Genomic DNA, 14,375 nt, shown 5'->3' with positions numbered 1-14,375 from the left:
GATCCGCTCAACGGCGGCTGACCGGATAGAGGCCCTGCGGCCGCCACAGCAGCACGGCGACCATCAGCGCGATGTTGGAGAACAGCGCCGCCTTGGGCGCCAGGAAGCCGCAGTAGTTGGCCATCAGCCCCACCAGCAGCGCGCCGGCGAAGCAGCCCAGCGTCGAGCCCAGGCCGCCGATGATGATGACGATGAAGATCAGCGTGTTGACCTGCGCTCCGATCTGCGGGATCACGCTCTGCTGGTACAGCCCCCACAGCACGCCGCCCAGCCCCGCCAGACCGGAACCCGCGACGAACACGGCGACGAACAGCCGCCGGATGCGGTAGCCCAGGCTCTCCACCATCTCGCGGTCCTGCACGCCGGCGCGGATCAGCAGACCCAGCTTGGTGCGGTTCAGCAGCCACAGCAGGCCGGCGAAGACCAGCAGCCCCACCACGACGGCCAGCAGCCGGAACTTCTCGACCGCCACGTCGCCGACGATGAGCGCGCCGCGCAGCGACTCGGGCGGCTGCAGCGGGATCATCTGCGCCCCCCAGACGAGCTTGATCAGCTCCTCGCCGATGATCATCCCGCCCATCGTGATCAGGATCTGCTTCAGGTGCATGCCGTAGACCGGCCGCACCAGCACCCGCTCGAACACCAGCCCGAGCGCCGCCGCGCTGACGATGCCCGCCAGGGCCGCCACGGCCACCGCGCCGAGGTTCGCGGCCAGCGAGGGGCTCGCCACGAAGCCGCCCATCGCACCCATCACCGTCGTGGCCACGAAGGCGCCCAGCGCGATGAACACGCCGTGGCCGAAGTTCAGCACGTCCATCAGGCCGAAGACGAGGGTCAAGCCGGAGGCGATGACGAAGACGATCAGGCCCATCGCCAACCCGGCGATCGTCAGCGTCGCCCAGCTCGACGCCGACCCGATCAGCGGCAGCGCGCCCAGCGCGAGCGCCGCGATCAGCAGCAGCGGAATCAGGTCGAAGCGCGCCTGCGGCACCACGTCGATCGCCGGCGACGGCGCGGCGGAGGATGGCGTCGAGAAGGCGCTCATTGGTGCGCCGCCAGCGACAGGCCCAGCAGGCGCTGCTGCAGCGCCTCGTCGGCCGCCAGCTCCGCCATGCGTCCGGCGTGCACGACGCGGCCGTCGTCCATCACCGCGACCCCGTCGCCCAGCGCCTGCGCCACCATGAAGTTCTGCTCGACCAGCAGCACCGTCGTGCGCGCGCCGTCACGGCCGCGCTTGATCTCCTGCAGCGCCTCGATCAGGTTGCGGATGATGGCCGGCGCCAGGCCCTTGGTCGGCTCGTCGATCAGCAGCAGCCGTCGCGGCTCCACCATCGCGCGCGCGATCGCCAGCATCTGCTTCTGTCCGCCGCTGAGCTTGCCGGCCGGGTACAGCCAGAACTTGCGCAGCGCCGGGAACAGGCCGAACAGCCAGTCCAGCCGCGCGGTGTCCAGCTCGTCCAGCGAGCGCGCCCCGCGCGCGGCCAGCAGCAGGTTCTCGCGCACCGTCAGGTCGCCGAAGATGCCCATGTTCTCGGGCACATAGGCGATGTCCAGCCGCGCGATCTCCGGCGTCGGCAGCGCCTGGATCGGTCGCCCGTCCAACAGCACACGACCGGCGCCCGCGCGCCACAGCCCCATCACCGTGCGCAGCGTCGTCGTCTTGCCGGCGCCATTGCGGCCCAGCAGCATCGTGACCTCGCCCTCGCGCGCCGCGAGGTCGACGCCATGCAGGATGTGATAAGCGCCGATGTGCGTGTGCACGCCCTCCAGCCGCAGCAGCGCGCGATCGGTGGCGGCGCTCATGCGGCCTCCGGCATCGCCAGGCCCAGGTAGGCGTTCTGGACCACCGGCGAGGCGATCACCGCCGCCGGCTCGCCGTCCGCCACCAACTGCCCGTTGTGCAGCACGACGATGCGGTCGGCCAGCTCGCGCACCACATCCATCTTGTGCTCGACCAGCAGGATCGTGTGGGCCCCCTCCACCTTCAGCGCGCGGATCAGGTCCAGGATCACCGGCACCTCGTCGACGCTCATGCCGGCGGTGGGTTCATCGAACAGGTAGACCTTGGGCCGCAGCGCCATCAGCATCGCCACCTCCAGCTTGCGCTGGTCGCCGTGCGGCAGGCTGGCCGCCGGCGCGTCGGCGCGATGTCCCAGCCGGACGCGCTCGACGATGGCCTGCGCCTCGTCCAGCAGCTCCCGGTGATGCAGCCAGACCGACAGCATCCGCAGTCCCTCGCCACGGCGCGACTGCACGGCGAGCCGCACGTTCTCCCGCACGCTCAGCGTCGGGAACAGCTGCGTCAGCTGGAAGGCCCGCCCCAGCCCGCGCCGGGTGCGCAGCGGCGCGGCCATGCGCGTCAGCTCCTCGCCGTCGAGCAGCACGCGCCCGGCGCTCGCGCCGAGCTGGCCCGAGATCAGGTTGAAGTAGGTCGTCTTGCCGGCGCCATTGGGCCCGACGATGGCGGTCAGCGTGCCCGGATGGAAGGCGCAGCTGACGCGGTCCACCGCCGTGTGGCCGCCGAAGCGGATGGTGAGGTCGCGGGTCTCGAGCATGCGTGCAGGGGGTGGCTGGCCGGCGCCTCAGGGGCAGGTGCCGATCACGTAGTAGTTGGGCGCGGTCCGCTTCAGCGTCGTCGTGGCGTAGATGTTCCACAGGCCCATGGCCTGGTTGGAGCCATTCGCGTAGGTCAGGCCGTACAGCGCGTAGGCGCGGCCGGAGACGGTGTGGGTGTAGTTCGACGAGGTGAAGCAGACCGGCGCCGGCGTGCCCGGATCGCCGGGGTCGCCGGGATCGCCGCCCGACACCTGGTCCACCATCGCCTTGATCGCGGCGACCTGCGTCCCGGCCTTCTGCGCGAAGTTGGAGCCGTACCAGCCCACCCAGTCCCAGCAGCCGTTGGGATTGGGCAGCAGGCCGCTGGCGGCCGTCGAGCGCGCGATGTTGTCCACCCGGGTCTGCGGGAACAGCACGACGATGCTGTTGGTGTCGGCCCAGCGCGAGAAGCCGGTGTTCCTCACGAACTTGTCGCCGATGGTCGCGTAGTTCTGCTGGCAGCCATGCAGCGCGACATGCAGCTTGCAGGACTGGCCCGCCGCGCAGTTGGCCGGGATGTAGGCCCAGCCGCTGGTGGCCAGGCCGGGGTTGGTGCTGAACGCGGTCTGGTCGAACTCGACGTAGTTCGCCGCGGCCGGGCTGTCGTTGCGCGCATTGAGCGGGCCGTACAGCTGCGTCAGCACGGCCTTGGCGCCGTCGTAGCCGCAGTTGGCGATGTAGGGCGAGGCGCTGGTGCCGCAGCTGGTGTTGCCGCTCGCGTCGAAGTCGGTGGGCAGCACGTGCGCGGTGCCGCTGCGCTGCACGTAGGAGAGATTGGCCGCCGTCACGCCGTTGTCGAGGTACTGCGTCTGCACGGCGTTCATCGGGTTGGGCCCGACGGTCGCGTCGCTGGTGCCGACGAACAGGTAGACCTTCTGCGCGGCCACGTTGCTCTTGGCGTCGATCGCGGTGCCGCTCCAGTTGTTGAGGTCGGCCTGCATCGTGCTCAGCGCCGATGCCGGGATCGTCGCGTTGTACATGCAGGCCGTGTAGTTGCTGTGGCCGGCGCACATGTAGGGCCCGCCGGCGAAGACGCCCACGCCCTTGAAGGTCGATGAATGCGCGTAGCCGAGCTGGTTGGCCATGAAGCCGCCCGACGACAGCCCCGAGACGGTGATCTTCGTCTTGTCGATGTTGAGCGCCGGCAGCGGCGCCGCCGCCTGCGCGGCGCCCGCCGCGGCCAAGGCCAGCGTGACCGCCAGGGCGAAGGCCGGCGCGGCGGGCGCCAGCGCCCGGATCGTGGAACCACGGACTGCGGAAGACTTCATGGAAACCTCCTGGACGTCGGGGACGGTGGTGGGTCGCCGGGCCGCGCCGCGACCGGTCGCCACGGGTTGGCGACCAGATCGCGAGCCAGTCGCGGGCGGTGGCGATTCGGCAGCGGCGCTCATGCGCCGGGGATCGGTGGACGGGCAGGGCCGCGGGACGGGCCGCCGCCGTTCAACGCGCGTTGCGGATGGGGATGGCCATCTCCTCCGGCTTGATCTCGCGCACCAGCTCGGGCACGCCCCAGGCGAAGGCGGGGTCGACCTTGATCTTGAAGTGGTACATCGACTGCATCGCCTGGTGATCTTCCGCGCGGAAGGTCATGCGGCCCTTGGGCGTCTCGAAGCTCATGCCCTCCATCGCCTTGATGAGCTTCTGGGTCGTCGTGTCGCCGCCGGTCTTCTTGAGCGCCTCCACCACCGCGATCGCGGCGCTCATGCCGCCGGCGGTGAAGAAGTCGGGCGGCGACTGGAAGCGCTTGTAGTGGTTGGCCACCAGCCACTCGTTGACCGGGTTCTTCGGGATGCCGAAGTAGTAGTAGGTCGCGCCCTCCATGCCGGGCAGCGACTTGTAGGCGGCCATCGCCGGCAGGATGTTGCCGCCGGTGGCGATCTCGATGCCATAGCGCTTGAGGTCGAGGTCGGCGATCTTGAACGGGTTCCCCGCGCCAGCCCAGATGATGAAGATCACCTTGCGGCCGGGCTGGTCCTTGAGCTTGTCGATCAGGCGCTGCGCGCCCGCGGTGAAGTCGGTGGTCGTCGTGGGCAGGTACTCCTCATGGACGACCCTGGCCTTCTTGATCGCGTCCTTGAAGGCCTTCACGCCGTCGCGGCCGAAGGCGTAGTCCTGGGCCAGCGTCGCGATCACGGTGCCCGGCCGGTCCAGCGCCACCGCATTGGAGATCGCGTCCTGCGAGCTGTTGCGGCCGGTCCGGAAGATGTACTTGTTCCACTTGTCGCCGGTGATCGAATCGGCGACGGCCGGCTCGACCAGCAGGATCTTCTTGTATTCCTCGGCCACCGGCAGCAGCGCGAGCGCCACGCCCGACGAGGACGGGCCCACGGCCAGGTCGGCCTTGTCGTCGCCGTAGGCCGCCGCCAGCTGGCTCTTGCCGACGTCCGGCTTGCCCTGGTCGTCCTTCTCCAGGACGACCAGCTTGCGGCCGGCGACCGTCATCGTGCCGCCGGTCGCGTAGTCCAGGCCCATCAGGAAGCCGGTCTGCGTCTGCTTGCCGTAGGCCTCGAGCGGGCCGGTGCGGCTGTAGACGTGGGCGATGCGGATCTCCTTGCCTTGCGCGAACGCGGGAAGGCTCGCGCCGAAGGCGGCGCTCAGCGCCAGGGCCGCGCCAGCGGTGGCGCGGATGAAGCCAGGGGTCATGGGCCGGGTCTCCTGTGGGGCGGACCGGTCGTGCGCCGGTCTCGTGCCCCTCTTTCGCAAGGCCCGTGCCGTGCGGGAGAACCCTCGGATTCACCGCACCCATGGCCACGCCACCGTCCGGACTCCAGACAGTGGCGTGCGGTGGCGAACACAAGCCTGTCCGGACTCCAGACGCTGTGTCCGGAGTCCAGGCGGTGCGCGCGGCCCGGCCGCGCGGGCTCAGGTGCGGAAGGTCGCGACCTGCGCGTTGAGCAGGCGGGCCTGCTGCTGCAGCGATTCGGCCGCGGCGGCGGTCTGCTCGACCAGCGCCGCGTTCTGCTGCGTCATGTCGTCCAGGTGGGCGACGGCCTGGTTGATCTGCGCGAGGCCGTCGGACTGGCCCGCGCTGGACTGGCTGATCTCGGCGACGGTGCCGCTGACCTGCTGCACCGACTGCAGGATCTGGCCCATCGCCTCGCCGGCGCGGCCGACCTGGGCGCTGCCGGCGTCGACGCGCGAGACCGAGTCGTTGATCAGCGCCTTGATCTCCTTGGCGGCGTTGGCGCTGCGCTGCGCGAGCGCCCGCACCTCGCTGGCGACGACCGCGAAGCCGCGCCCCTGCTCGCCGGCGCGCGCGGCCTCGACCGCGGCGTTCAGCGCCAGGATGTTGGTCTGGAAGGCCACGCCGTCGATGACCGAGATGATGTCGGAGATCTTGCGGCTGGCGCCGGCGATGCCGTCCATGGTCTGCACCACCTCGCCCATCACGTCGGCGCCGAGCTTGGCCCGGTCCGCCGCGCCGATGGCGAGCTGGTTGGTCTGGTGCGCCGCCTGCGCGGAGTTCGTCACCTGCTGGGTCAGCTCCTGCATCGAAGCCGCCGTCTGCTGCAGGCTGGAGGCCGCCTGCTCGCTGCGCTGAGACAGGTCCTGGCTGCCCATGGCCACTTCCTGCGAGGCATGCTGGATCGAGTCGGTGGCGTCGCGGATCGCGCGCACCAGGTCGCTGAGCCGGACCTGCATCGCCGCCACCTGCGTCAGCACCACGCCGATCTCGTCGCTGCCGGCCGCCTGGTTGCCGAGCACCTGGGCGCGCAGGTCGCCGTTGGCCACGGCCTCGACGACCTCACGCATCTGGTCGAGCCGGCGCTTGAGGCCGCGCGCGAACCACTCGACCGCCACCATCGCGGCGATGCCCACGGCGATCACCAGCGTCAGCGCGATCGTCGCGTCGCGGCGCGCGATCGCGGAGACATCGTCGATGTAGACGCCCGAGCCGATGACCCAGCCCCAGGGCTTGAAGCCGGCGACGTAGGAGCGCTTGGGCTCGGGATCCTTGGCGCCGGGCTTGGGCCAGAGGTAGTCGACGAAGCCGCTGCCCTGGCTCTTGACCGTGTCGACGAAGGCGACGAACAGCTTCAAGCCGTTCGGGTCCTTGTTGCCGGACAGGTCCTTGTCGTTGAGCTCCGGCTTGATCGGGTGCATGACCATCTTGGGGCTCATGTCGTTGATCCAGAGGTACTCGTTGCCGGAGTAGCGGATCTTGCCGATCTCCGCCGCCGCCTGCTTGCGGGCCTCGGCCTCGGTCAGGCCGCCGGCGCCGATGCGGTCGAAGTAGCGCTTGGCGATCTGCTCGGCGTTCTTGACCTGCTCCACCGTCGTGATCATCTTCACGTCCAGCAGGCTCATCGCCGACCGGTGGCTGAGCCACATCACCAGCACCACGAAGCCGACCACCGCCGCGAGCACCGCGACGCGCAGCTTGGTCGCCAGCGTCCAGGCCCGGCGCGGCGCGGGCCGCGCGGATCCCGTGGCGCCCGCGGAGGACTCGGCGGCAGTGGACGCGGCCGCATGGAAGCCGGGCGCGGGCGTGGTCAGCGTGTTCATGAGGTCTCCTGGGCGGGCCGGTGCGTCCGGTCGTCGTTGTGTTCCCTGCCCTGCAATATGCGCATGCGCCCCGCGCGCGGCAAGCCCTCGAACCCTCGATGAAGCCCATGAACACGGCCCAAACGTGACGATGTGGCGCCGGGCTCGCGCCGGGGTGCAGGCGTACGCGTCAGCCTGAAGCCAGTTCCGGGTACTTGGCGAGCTTCTCGTAGAGCGTGGCGCGGGAGATCGCCAACAGGCGCGCCGCCGCCATGCGGTTGCCGTTGGTGCGGCGCAGCGCCTGCGCGATGGCGGCACGCTCCAGCTCGGCCTTGCGGGCCGGCAGCGTCGCGGCGGGACCGGACGCCGCCATCGACGCCGGCATGAACGCCCCGTCCTCGATCCGGTCGTGCGCCCAGGTCGCTTGTGGCTCGCCACCCGGCGTCCGGTGGAAGGCCGTCGCCGCCGGCGAGCCCGCCGGGGGCTCGGGCATCGCGGCGATCCCGCGCGCGAGCCCCGCGCCCAGCGGGCATGGCATCGGCACGCCGGGATCCCTCAGGCCGAAGTGGCGCGGCTCCAGCTGCGCCTCGTCGCTCATCAGGAAGGCCTGCTCCAGCGCGTTGCGCAGTTCGCGGACATTGCCCGGCCACGGCCGCCCCGTCAGCGCGCGCAGCGCCGCGGGGCTCAGCGTCTTCGGCGCCAGTCCGCCGCGGCGGGCGATGTCCTCGAGCAGCACCTCGACCAGCGATTCGATGTCCTCGGCCCGCTCGCGCAGCGACGGCAGGCGGATCGGCAGCACATGGAGCCGGTAGAACAGGTCGGCACGGAATTCCCCGCGCCGCACCATGGCCTCGAGGTCGCGGCTGGTGGCGGCGATGACGCGCACGTCGACCTTGACCACCTCGTTGCTGCCCAGCGGCTCGAGCTCCTGCTCCTGCAGCACGCGCAGCAGCTTGGCCTGCAAGGCGGGCGGCATGTCGCCGATCTCGTCGAGGAAGAGCGTGCCGCCATCGGCCAGCCGGAACTTGCCGTCGCGCCCCTTGCGCTCGGCGCCGGTGTACGCGCCGGGCGCGACGCCGAAGAACTCGGCCTCCAGCAGCGTCTCCGGCACCGCGGCGATGTTGACCGACACCAGCGGCTTGCCCGCCCGCCGCGAGGCGGCGTGGATCGCATGCGCCAGCAGCTCCTTGCCGGTGCCGGTCTCGCCCAGCAGCAGCACCGTGGCGTCGGCCTGCGCGACGCGGCGCGCCTGCCGCTTGACCTCGACCGCCGCGGCGCTCGCGCCGACGAAGTCGATGATGCGGTGCTTGGGCCGGCGGTTGCGCGACTGCTCGGCGGCCAGTTGGCGGCGGGTCTCGTCGAGCTCCGCCTGGAGGCAGGCGAACTTGTTCATCAGCGGCTGCATCGTCGTCTCGGGATGGTCGAGCAGCACCATGCCCATCGCGCCGATCACCTCGCCGCCCGGGCCGCGCAGCGGCAGCCGGCTGACGAGGAAGGTGCCCGCCTTGTTGGTCAGCAGGTCCACCAGGATGGGCTGGCCGGTGTCGATGACCTGCGCCATCAGCGTGTTGGGCACGACCTCCTCGACGCGGCGGCCGACGAACTCGGACTCGTCGCGGAAGCCCAGCGCCGGCAGGAAGCGCTTGTAGCCCTCGCTGATCCAGACGACGCGGTGCGCGCGGTTCACCACCATCGCGCCCTGGGCCGTGCTGGCCAGCACGTCGAACATCGACTGCGCCGCCAGCCGCAACACCGCGTCGGCGTCCTGCGGAATGTCGTTCATGGCTTGTCTCCTTGGCTGCACCCAGGCCGCTCCGGGGCGAAGCGTCCGGGCCCTGTCCGGGGCTCTGTCCGGGGCTCTGTCCGGGGCCGTGTTCGGGGCCGTTTCCGGGGCCGTGTCCGGGTCGAGCCGCCACCGCGTGAGGCCGCCTCGGATCTGATGCGAGGCAATGTAGCAGCCGGCCCGGCGGTGCGAGGGCCATCCCACCCGCACGCCCGCCCTGGGGATTCCCTGAGGCGGCGGCCTGCCCGCGTCGCGGCCGATCCAGCTATAAACCGCCCTCATGGCCATCGTGGACTCCTGGACTTCGGCGCGCGCGGCAAGGCAGGTGCTGGCCTTGGCGCGCAAGCTCCTGTCCGAGCGCGGCCAGGCCAACAGCCTGGGCCTGGCGCAGGACCTGATCGGCCGCATGGGCGCGCTGCCTGCGCCCGCCTGGCCGGCCGTCTTCGACAAGCTGGCCGCCGATTTCAATCCCGAGCCGGCCGCCGTGCTGCGCGCCGCGCAGGCCTACGCCGACGCGCCCGGCACCGAGACGCTGCGCGCGCTCACCGAGCTCAGCGAGCCGCCCCGGCAGGAGCTCTTCCGGCGCCTGAACCGGGCGCCGGGCGGCACCGGCACCCTGGTGCGGATGCGGCGCCGGCTGCTGGAAGGCCTCAAGGCCCATCCCGACTGGCGCATGGTCGACGCCGACCTGCTGCACCTGCTGTCCTCCTGGTTCAACCCGGGCTTCCTGGAGATGCGGCAGGTGGACTGGAACTCCCCCGCGCGGCTGCTGGAGCAGGTCATCCACCACGAGGCGGTGCATGCGATCGATGGCTGGGACGACCTGCGCCGGCGCCTGCTGCCGGACCGGCGGCTGTTCGCCTTCTTCCATCCGCAGCTGCCCAGCGAGCCGCTGATCTTCGTCGAGGTCGCGCTGCTGGCGGACATGCCGGACGCGATCGCGCCGCTGATCGCCAAGCGCGCCGAGCCGCTGCCGGCCAGCAGCTACAAGACCGCCGTCTTCTACTCGATCAGCAACTGCGAGCCGGGCCTGCGCGGCGTGTCGCTGGGCAACTTCCTGATCAAGCGCGTCGCCGAGCACCTCAAGCGCGAGCTGCCGCGGATCAAGCAGTTCTGCACGCTGTCGCCGCTGCCCGGCTTCGCCGCCTGGCTGCAGGGCCTGTCGTCGCTGGACGAGCTGGCGGGCCTCAAGCCGGCGCAGCGCGAGCGCGCCGCGCAGGCGCTGGAGCGCGTGCGGCACCACACGGCCGCGGCGCTCGCGGGGCCGGCCGCGCTCGAGGACGAGGCGCTGCAGGCCGACCTGCGCCAGCTCGCCGCCGTCTACCTGATCGGCCAGACGCCGCTGCCCGGCGGCGATCCGGTCGCGCGCTTCCACCTGGACAACGGCGCGCGGCTCGAGCGCCTGAACCCTGGGGGCGACCGCTCCGCCAAGGGGCTGAAACAGTCGCACGGGATGATGGTCAATTACCTGTACGACCTCGACCGGATCGAGGAGCACCACGAAGCCTTCACCCAAGGGGAGATCGCCACCGCGCGCGCCGTCAGCGGACTGCTGTGAGCCGGCGCCGCGCCGTCCCCCACCGATGCCACATCCCGATTTCCCCCCATCGCCTGCCCTTCATCACGACACCACCGCCCGCAGAGGCCCAGAGGAGACCGCCATGACTTCGACTTCCCCGTCCCGCCGCCGCGTGCTCGGCGCCGCCACCCTGGCCGCTGTCGGCGCGGGCGCCTTCGGTGCCGCGTTCGCGCCGTCGGCCTTCGCGCAGGGCGCCTGGCCGAGCCGGCCGGTCACCATCGTCGTGCCCTTCCCGGCCGGCGGCGGCACCGATGCCTTCGCGCGGCCGCTGACGGCGGTGCTGACCAAGCAGACCGGCAAGCAGTTCATCATCGACAACAAGGGCGGTGCCGGCGGCACCGTCGGCGCGACGCTCGCCTCGAAGGCCGCGCCCGACGGCTACACCTTCTTCATGGGCGCGGTCCACCACGCGATCGCGCCGGCCATGTATCCGAAGCTCGAGTACAAGCTGGAGGAGGACTTCGTCCCCGTCGGCCTGATCTCCAGCGTGCCGCAGGTGATCGTGATCAACCCGGGCAAGGTCCAGGCGACCGACGTGAAGGGCCTGCTGGACCTGCTCAAGAAGAACCCCGGCAAGCTGAACTACGGCTCGGCCGGCAACGGCACTTCCCACCACCTGGCGGGCGAACTCTTCAAGCTGCAGACGCAGACCTTCATCACCCACATTCCCTACCGCGGTGCCGGTCCGGCGCTGCAGGACCTGATGGCGGGCCAGGTGGACCTGATGTTCGACGGCCTGGGCTCGTCGGCGGCCCACATCCGCGGCGGCCGCATCAAGGCGCTGGCGGTGGCCTCGGCCAAGCGCGCGCCCGGTTTCCCCGACATCCCCAGCGCCGTCGAGGCCGGCATCCCGCAATACCAGGTCTCGACCTGGTACGGCCTGTGGGCGCCCAAGGGCACGCCCAAGGAGGCGGTCGCCGCGATGCAGGCCGAGCTGCGCAAGGCCTTCGCCACCGAGGAGCTCAAGACGATCTGGACCGGCCTGGGCACCGAGATGCCCAACCTCTACGGCGACGCCTTCGGCAAGTACGTGCATGGCGAGGTGGTGCGCTGGGCCGACGTGGTCAAGCGCTCCGGTGCGAAACTGGATTGATGCTCCCTGCCTGACTCCCGCCGACGGACATGACACCCAACGCCAATCTCTTCGCGGCACTGCGCGCGAACTTCTCCGACGACCTGGACGCCTGCGCCATCGAACTGGCCGACGGCCCCGATGCCGGCCAGCGCTACAGCTGGCGCGACATCGACCGCGCCACGGCGATGATCGCCAACCTGCTGGACTCGCTGGACCTGCCCGCCGGCAGCCGCGTCGCGGTGCAGACCGAGAAGAGCGTCGAGGCGCTGCTGCTCTACCTCGCGGTGCTGCGCGCCGGTTATGTCTACCTGCCGCTGAACACCGGCTACCAGGCGGCCGAGCTCGAGTACTTCATCGGCAACGCGGAACCGGCCGTGGTGGTCTGCGCGGGCAAGCACTTCGGCTGGATCAGCAAGCTGGCCTTCCAGGCCAAGGTGCCCTGGGTGTTCACCCTCAACGAGGACCGCAGCGGCACGCTGCTGGACCGCGCGGTGCAGATGCCCGACAGCCACCAGGTGGCGGCGAAGCAGCCGGACGACCTGGCCGCCATCCTCTACACCAGCGGCACGACCGGGCGCAGCAAGGGCGCGATGCTCAGCCACGGCAACCTGCTGTCCAACGCCGAGGTGCTGCGCCATGCCTGGGGCTGGCAGGCGGACGACGTGCTGATCCATGCGCTGCCGATCTTCCATGTGCACGGCCTGTTCGTCGCGTCGCACGGCGCGCTGCTGGCCGGCGCGCGCATGCTCTGGTTCAACCGCTTCGAGCCGCGCGCCGTCATCGCGCGCCTGTCCGACGCGACGCTGTTCATGGGCGTGCCGACGCTGTACGTGCGCCTGCTCGAGCAGGCCACGCTGACCGCGGACGCCTGCGCGCGGATGCGGCTCTTCATCAGCGGCTCGGCGCCGCTGCTGATCGAGACTTTCCAGGAATGGCAGCGCCGCACCGGCCACACCATCCTGGAGCGCTACGGCATGAGCGAGACCGTCATGCTGACCTCCAACCCCTACCGGGCCGAGGACGGCCCGCGCCGCGGTGGCACGGTCGGCTTCCCCTTGCCGGGCGTGGGCCTACGCGTCGTCGATGACGCCGGCGCGCCCTGCCCCAGCACCGGCGAGGGCGAGATCGGCCACATCCAGGTCCGCGGGCCGAATGTCTTCGCCGGCTACTGGCGCATGCCGGAGAAGACGAAGGAGGAGTTCACCGCCGACGGCTGGTTCAAGACCGGCGACGTCGGCCGCCGCGACGAGCAGGGCTACGTGACGATCGTCGGCCGCAGCAAGGACCTGATCATCAGCGGCGGCTACAACGTCTACCCGGCCGAGATCGAGGGCTGGCTCAACGAATTGCCGGGCGTGGCCGAGTCCGCGGTAGTGGGCGTGCCGCACCCGGACTTCGGCGAGGGCGTGATCGCGGTGGTCGTGCCGCGCGCCGGCGCCACGCTGGACGGCGCGACGCTGATCGCGTCGCTGAAGGACCGCATCGCCGGGTTCAAGGTCCCCAAGCGGGTGTTCGTCGAGACCGAGCTGCCCCGCAACGCGATGGGCAAGGTGCAGAAGAACCTGCTGCGAGACCGGCATCGCGCGCTGTTCGGCTGAGGCCGGTGTCGCCTCTCAGGCTGATGCGAACGCCTGCAGCGCAACAGCGGCTGTCGCCGGGAATTTGAAGAAGGCGTGCGGCGCGTCAACGCCGCCGATCCCATAGCCGCTTCCTCCGGCCCCACCTTCGCGGCCAATGCCACTGACGCTGCCAACTCCAGGACGTTCTGGAAGCAGTCCCCTGCATGGGCGGACTCATCTTCATGCTGTCGCTTCTTGGAGACGGCGTGGGGGTGCCACGTGAAGAGCGGATTTTCGGTATCACTTCACGCCAAGCCATTTTGGTTGGTTGTTGGTGGTATGTCAGTTATAGGTTCGAACCAAAACCTGTAAGACCTGACAATTCTGTCGCTCGCCGGCATCTGATATTGACTAACGCCCCACCTCTTATATTCGAATCCCGCCCCTTTGGGGGAGCGATCCGCGAGAGCGAGGCGGTCATGTATAAAGAAGCGCGTCTTGAGTTCCCTTAGGGCGAATCGGGGCGCAATTTCCCGTCAACTTGAATAGAGAAGAGAGAGAAGCAGAATGGATGACCTCCAAGAATTGAACTTGAGCGATCTGGAACAAGTCAGCGGTGGGCTGCTCCGCGGCTGGGCCGTTGGCAAGTTGCTGGACATCGCTTTCGACGCCGTCGTCAATTACAACAATTCTGGCGCTGCAGCCGATTTCGCCACCGGTGCCGGATCGGGCGCTGGCACTTTCGGTTAACGAATGTGCAAAGGGCCCGACCGGGCCCTTTTAATCACATGGCGCTTCTTTCAAACTACTTCAACGCGCTCGTCCGCAACGGACGCTGGTTTCAGTTTTCAATGACGTCCGCGCTATTGGCTTGGCTGATTGTCATGGCGATTCTCTGGCCATTCACCTGGCTGATCGGTACGCCTGCACTTCCTCTCGACGAATCACCAGTCAGGGTATTGTTTGACGGCCTGCTGTTCGCACCACTGCTTGAGAACGCCCTGGTCGTCATTGGCCTTCTCCTCCTGCGCAACAGGTTTTCGGATCGTCAGGCGGTCGGGCTGATGACCGTGGTGGCCGTTGCCCTGCATGCCGCATTCGCTTCATGGAGCGCGATCGCTGCCTTGCTGCTCTTTTCGATGATGGGCACGAGCTATATCGCGTGGCAGCCTCTGGGGCCCAGGCGCGCGTTCTTCATCATTTGTCTGCAGCACCTGCTCTTCAATCTCCCCGCTACGGCGGCGACCGCGCTGGAAGTCGCTCGCCTTCGTTGATGCCGACTCGAACGCGAGCAAGCCA

At 69.8% G+C, this 14,375-nt stretch carries 12 protein-coding genes; 5 read left to right on the top strand and 7 right to left on the bottom strand.

Annotation, left to right across the window (positions count from 1 at the left end; translation table 11 throughout):
- Positions 1–7: 7 nt before the first annotated feature.
- The 7 genes from FHT38_RS01235 to FHT38_RS01205 form a co-directional block, all read right to left on the bottom strand.
- Positions 8–1,045, bottom strand: a complete 1,038-nt coding sequence (locus tag FHT38_RS01235) for a branched-chain amino acid ABC transporter permease (RefSeq protein WP_183489093.1) — start codon at positions 1,043–1,045, stop codon at positions 8–10.
- Complete coding sequence (locus FHT38_RS01230; RefSeq protein ID WP_091720511.1) at positions 1,042–1,803, bottom strand: ABC transporter ATP-binding protein; 762 nt, start codon at positions 1,801–1,803, stop codon at positions 1,042–1,044. Before FHT38_RS01230 ends, FHT38_RS01235 begins: the two co-directional genes overlap by 4 nt.
- The gene (locus FHT38_RS01225; RefSeq protein WP_183489090.1) at positions 1,800–2,555 is read right to left on the bottom strand and encodes an ABC transporter ATP-binding protein; all 756 of its coding nucleotides are present in this window, start codon (positions 2,553–2,555) and stop codon (positions 1,800–1,802) included. The genes FHT38_RS01230 and FHT38_RS01225 overlap by 4 nt, the downstream gene beginning before the upstream one ends.
- Before the next feature lie 27 nt (positions 2,556–2,582).
- Positions 2,583–3,863, bottom strand: a complete 1,281-nt coding sequence (locus FHT38_RS01220) for a PHB depolymerase family esterase (protein ID WP_183489087.1) — start codon at positions 3,861–3,863, stop codon at positions 2,583–2,585.
- A 172-nt stretch (positions 3,864–4,035) separates the two neighbouring features.
- Positions 4,036–5,238 (bottom strand): substrate-binding domain-containing protein, encoded by a 1,203-nt coding sequence (locus FHT38_RS01215; RefSeq protein ID WP_183489084.1) that lies wholly within the window; start codon positions 5,236–5,238, stop codon positions 4,036–4,038.
- A 219-nt stretch (positions 5,239–5,457) separates the two neighbouring features.
- On the bottom strand, positions 5,458–7,101 hold the full coding sequence (locus FHT38_RS01210) for a methyl-accepting chemotaxis protein (RefSeq protein WP_221213722.1): 1,644 nt from the start codon (positions 7,099–7,101) through the stop codon (positions 5,458–5,460).
- Positions 7,102–7,270: 169 nt separating this feature from the next.
- On the bottom strand, positions 7,271–8,863 hold the full coding sequence (locus tag FHT38_RS01205; protein WP_183489081.1) for a sigma-54-dependent Fis family transcriptional regulator: 1,593 nt from the start codon (positions 8,861–8,863) through the stop codon (positions 7,271–7,273).
- A gap of 280 nt (positions 8,864–9,143) precedes the next feature.
- Here FHT38_RS01205 and FHT38_RS01200 point away from each other — a divergent pair, with 280 nt between their 5' ends.
- The 5 genes from FHT38_RS01200 to FHT38_RS01180 all read left to right on the top strand — a co-directional run bounded on the left by FHT38_RS01200 (position 9,144) and on the right by FHT38_RS01180 (position 14,350).
- The gene (locus tag FHT38_RS01200) at positions 9,144–10,421 is read left to right on the top strand and encodes a malonyl-CoA decarboxylase domain-containing protein (protein ID WP_183489078.1); all 1,278 of its coding nucleotides are present in this window, start codon (positions 9,144–9,146) and stop codon (positions 10,419–10,421) included.
- Positions 10,422–10,524: 103 nt separating this feature from the next.
- The gene (locus FHT38_RS01195; protein ID WP_183489075.1) at positions 10,525–11,535 is read left to right on the top strand and encodes a tripartite tricarboxylate transporter substrate binding protein; all 1,011 of its coding nucleotides are present in this window, start codon (positions 10,525–10,527) and stop codon (positions 11,533–11,535) included.
- A 29-nt stretch (positions 11,536–11,564) separates the two neighbouring features.
- Entirely contained in the window at positions 11,565–13,115 is a 1,551-nt protein-coding gene (locus tag FHT38_RS01190; RefSeq protein ID WP_183489073.1) for a malonyl-CoA synthase, read from the top strand.
- 528 nt (positions 13,116–13,643) lie between these two features.
- On the top strand, positions 13,644–13,826 hold the full coding sequence (locus FHT38_RS01185) for a hypothetical protein (RefSeq protein WP_183489070.1): 183 nt from the start codon (positions 13,644–13,646) through the stop codon (positions 13,824–13,826).
- A gap of 38 nt (positions 13,827–13,864) precedes the next feature.
- Positions 13,865–14,350: a hypothetical protein gene (locus FHT38_RS01180; RefSeq protein ID WP_183489067.1), complete on the top strand. Its 486-nt coding sequence runs from the start codon at positions 13,865–13,867 to the stop codon at positions 14,348–14,350.
- Positions 14,351–14,375 lie beyond the last annotated feature (25 nt).

The sequence above is a fragment of the Mitsuaria sp. BK041 genome (genome assembly GCF_014193085.1).
Classification (GTDB): domain Bacteria; phylum Pseudomonadota; class Gammaproteobacteria; order Burkholderiales; family Burkholderiaceae_C; genus Roseateles.
This window is presented reverse-complemented; position numbering and strand designations above follow the sequence as displayed.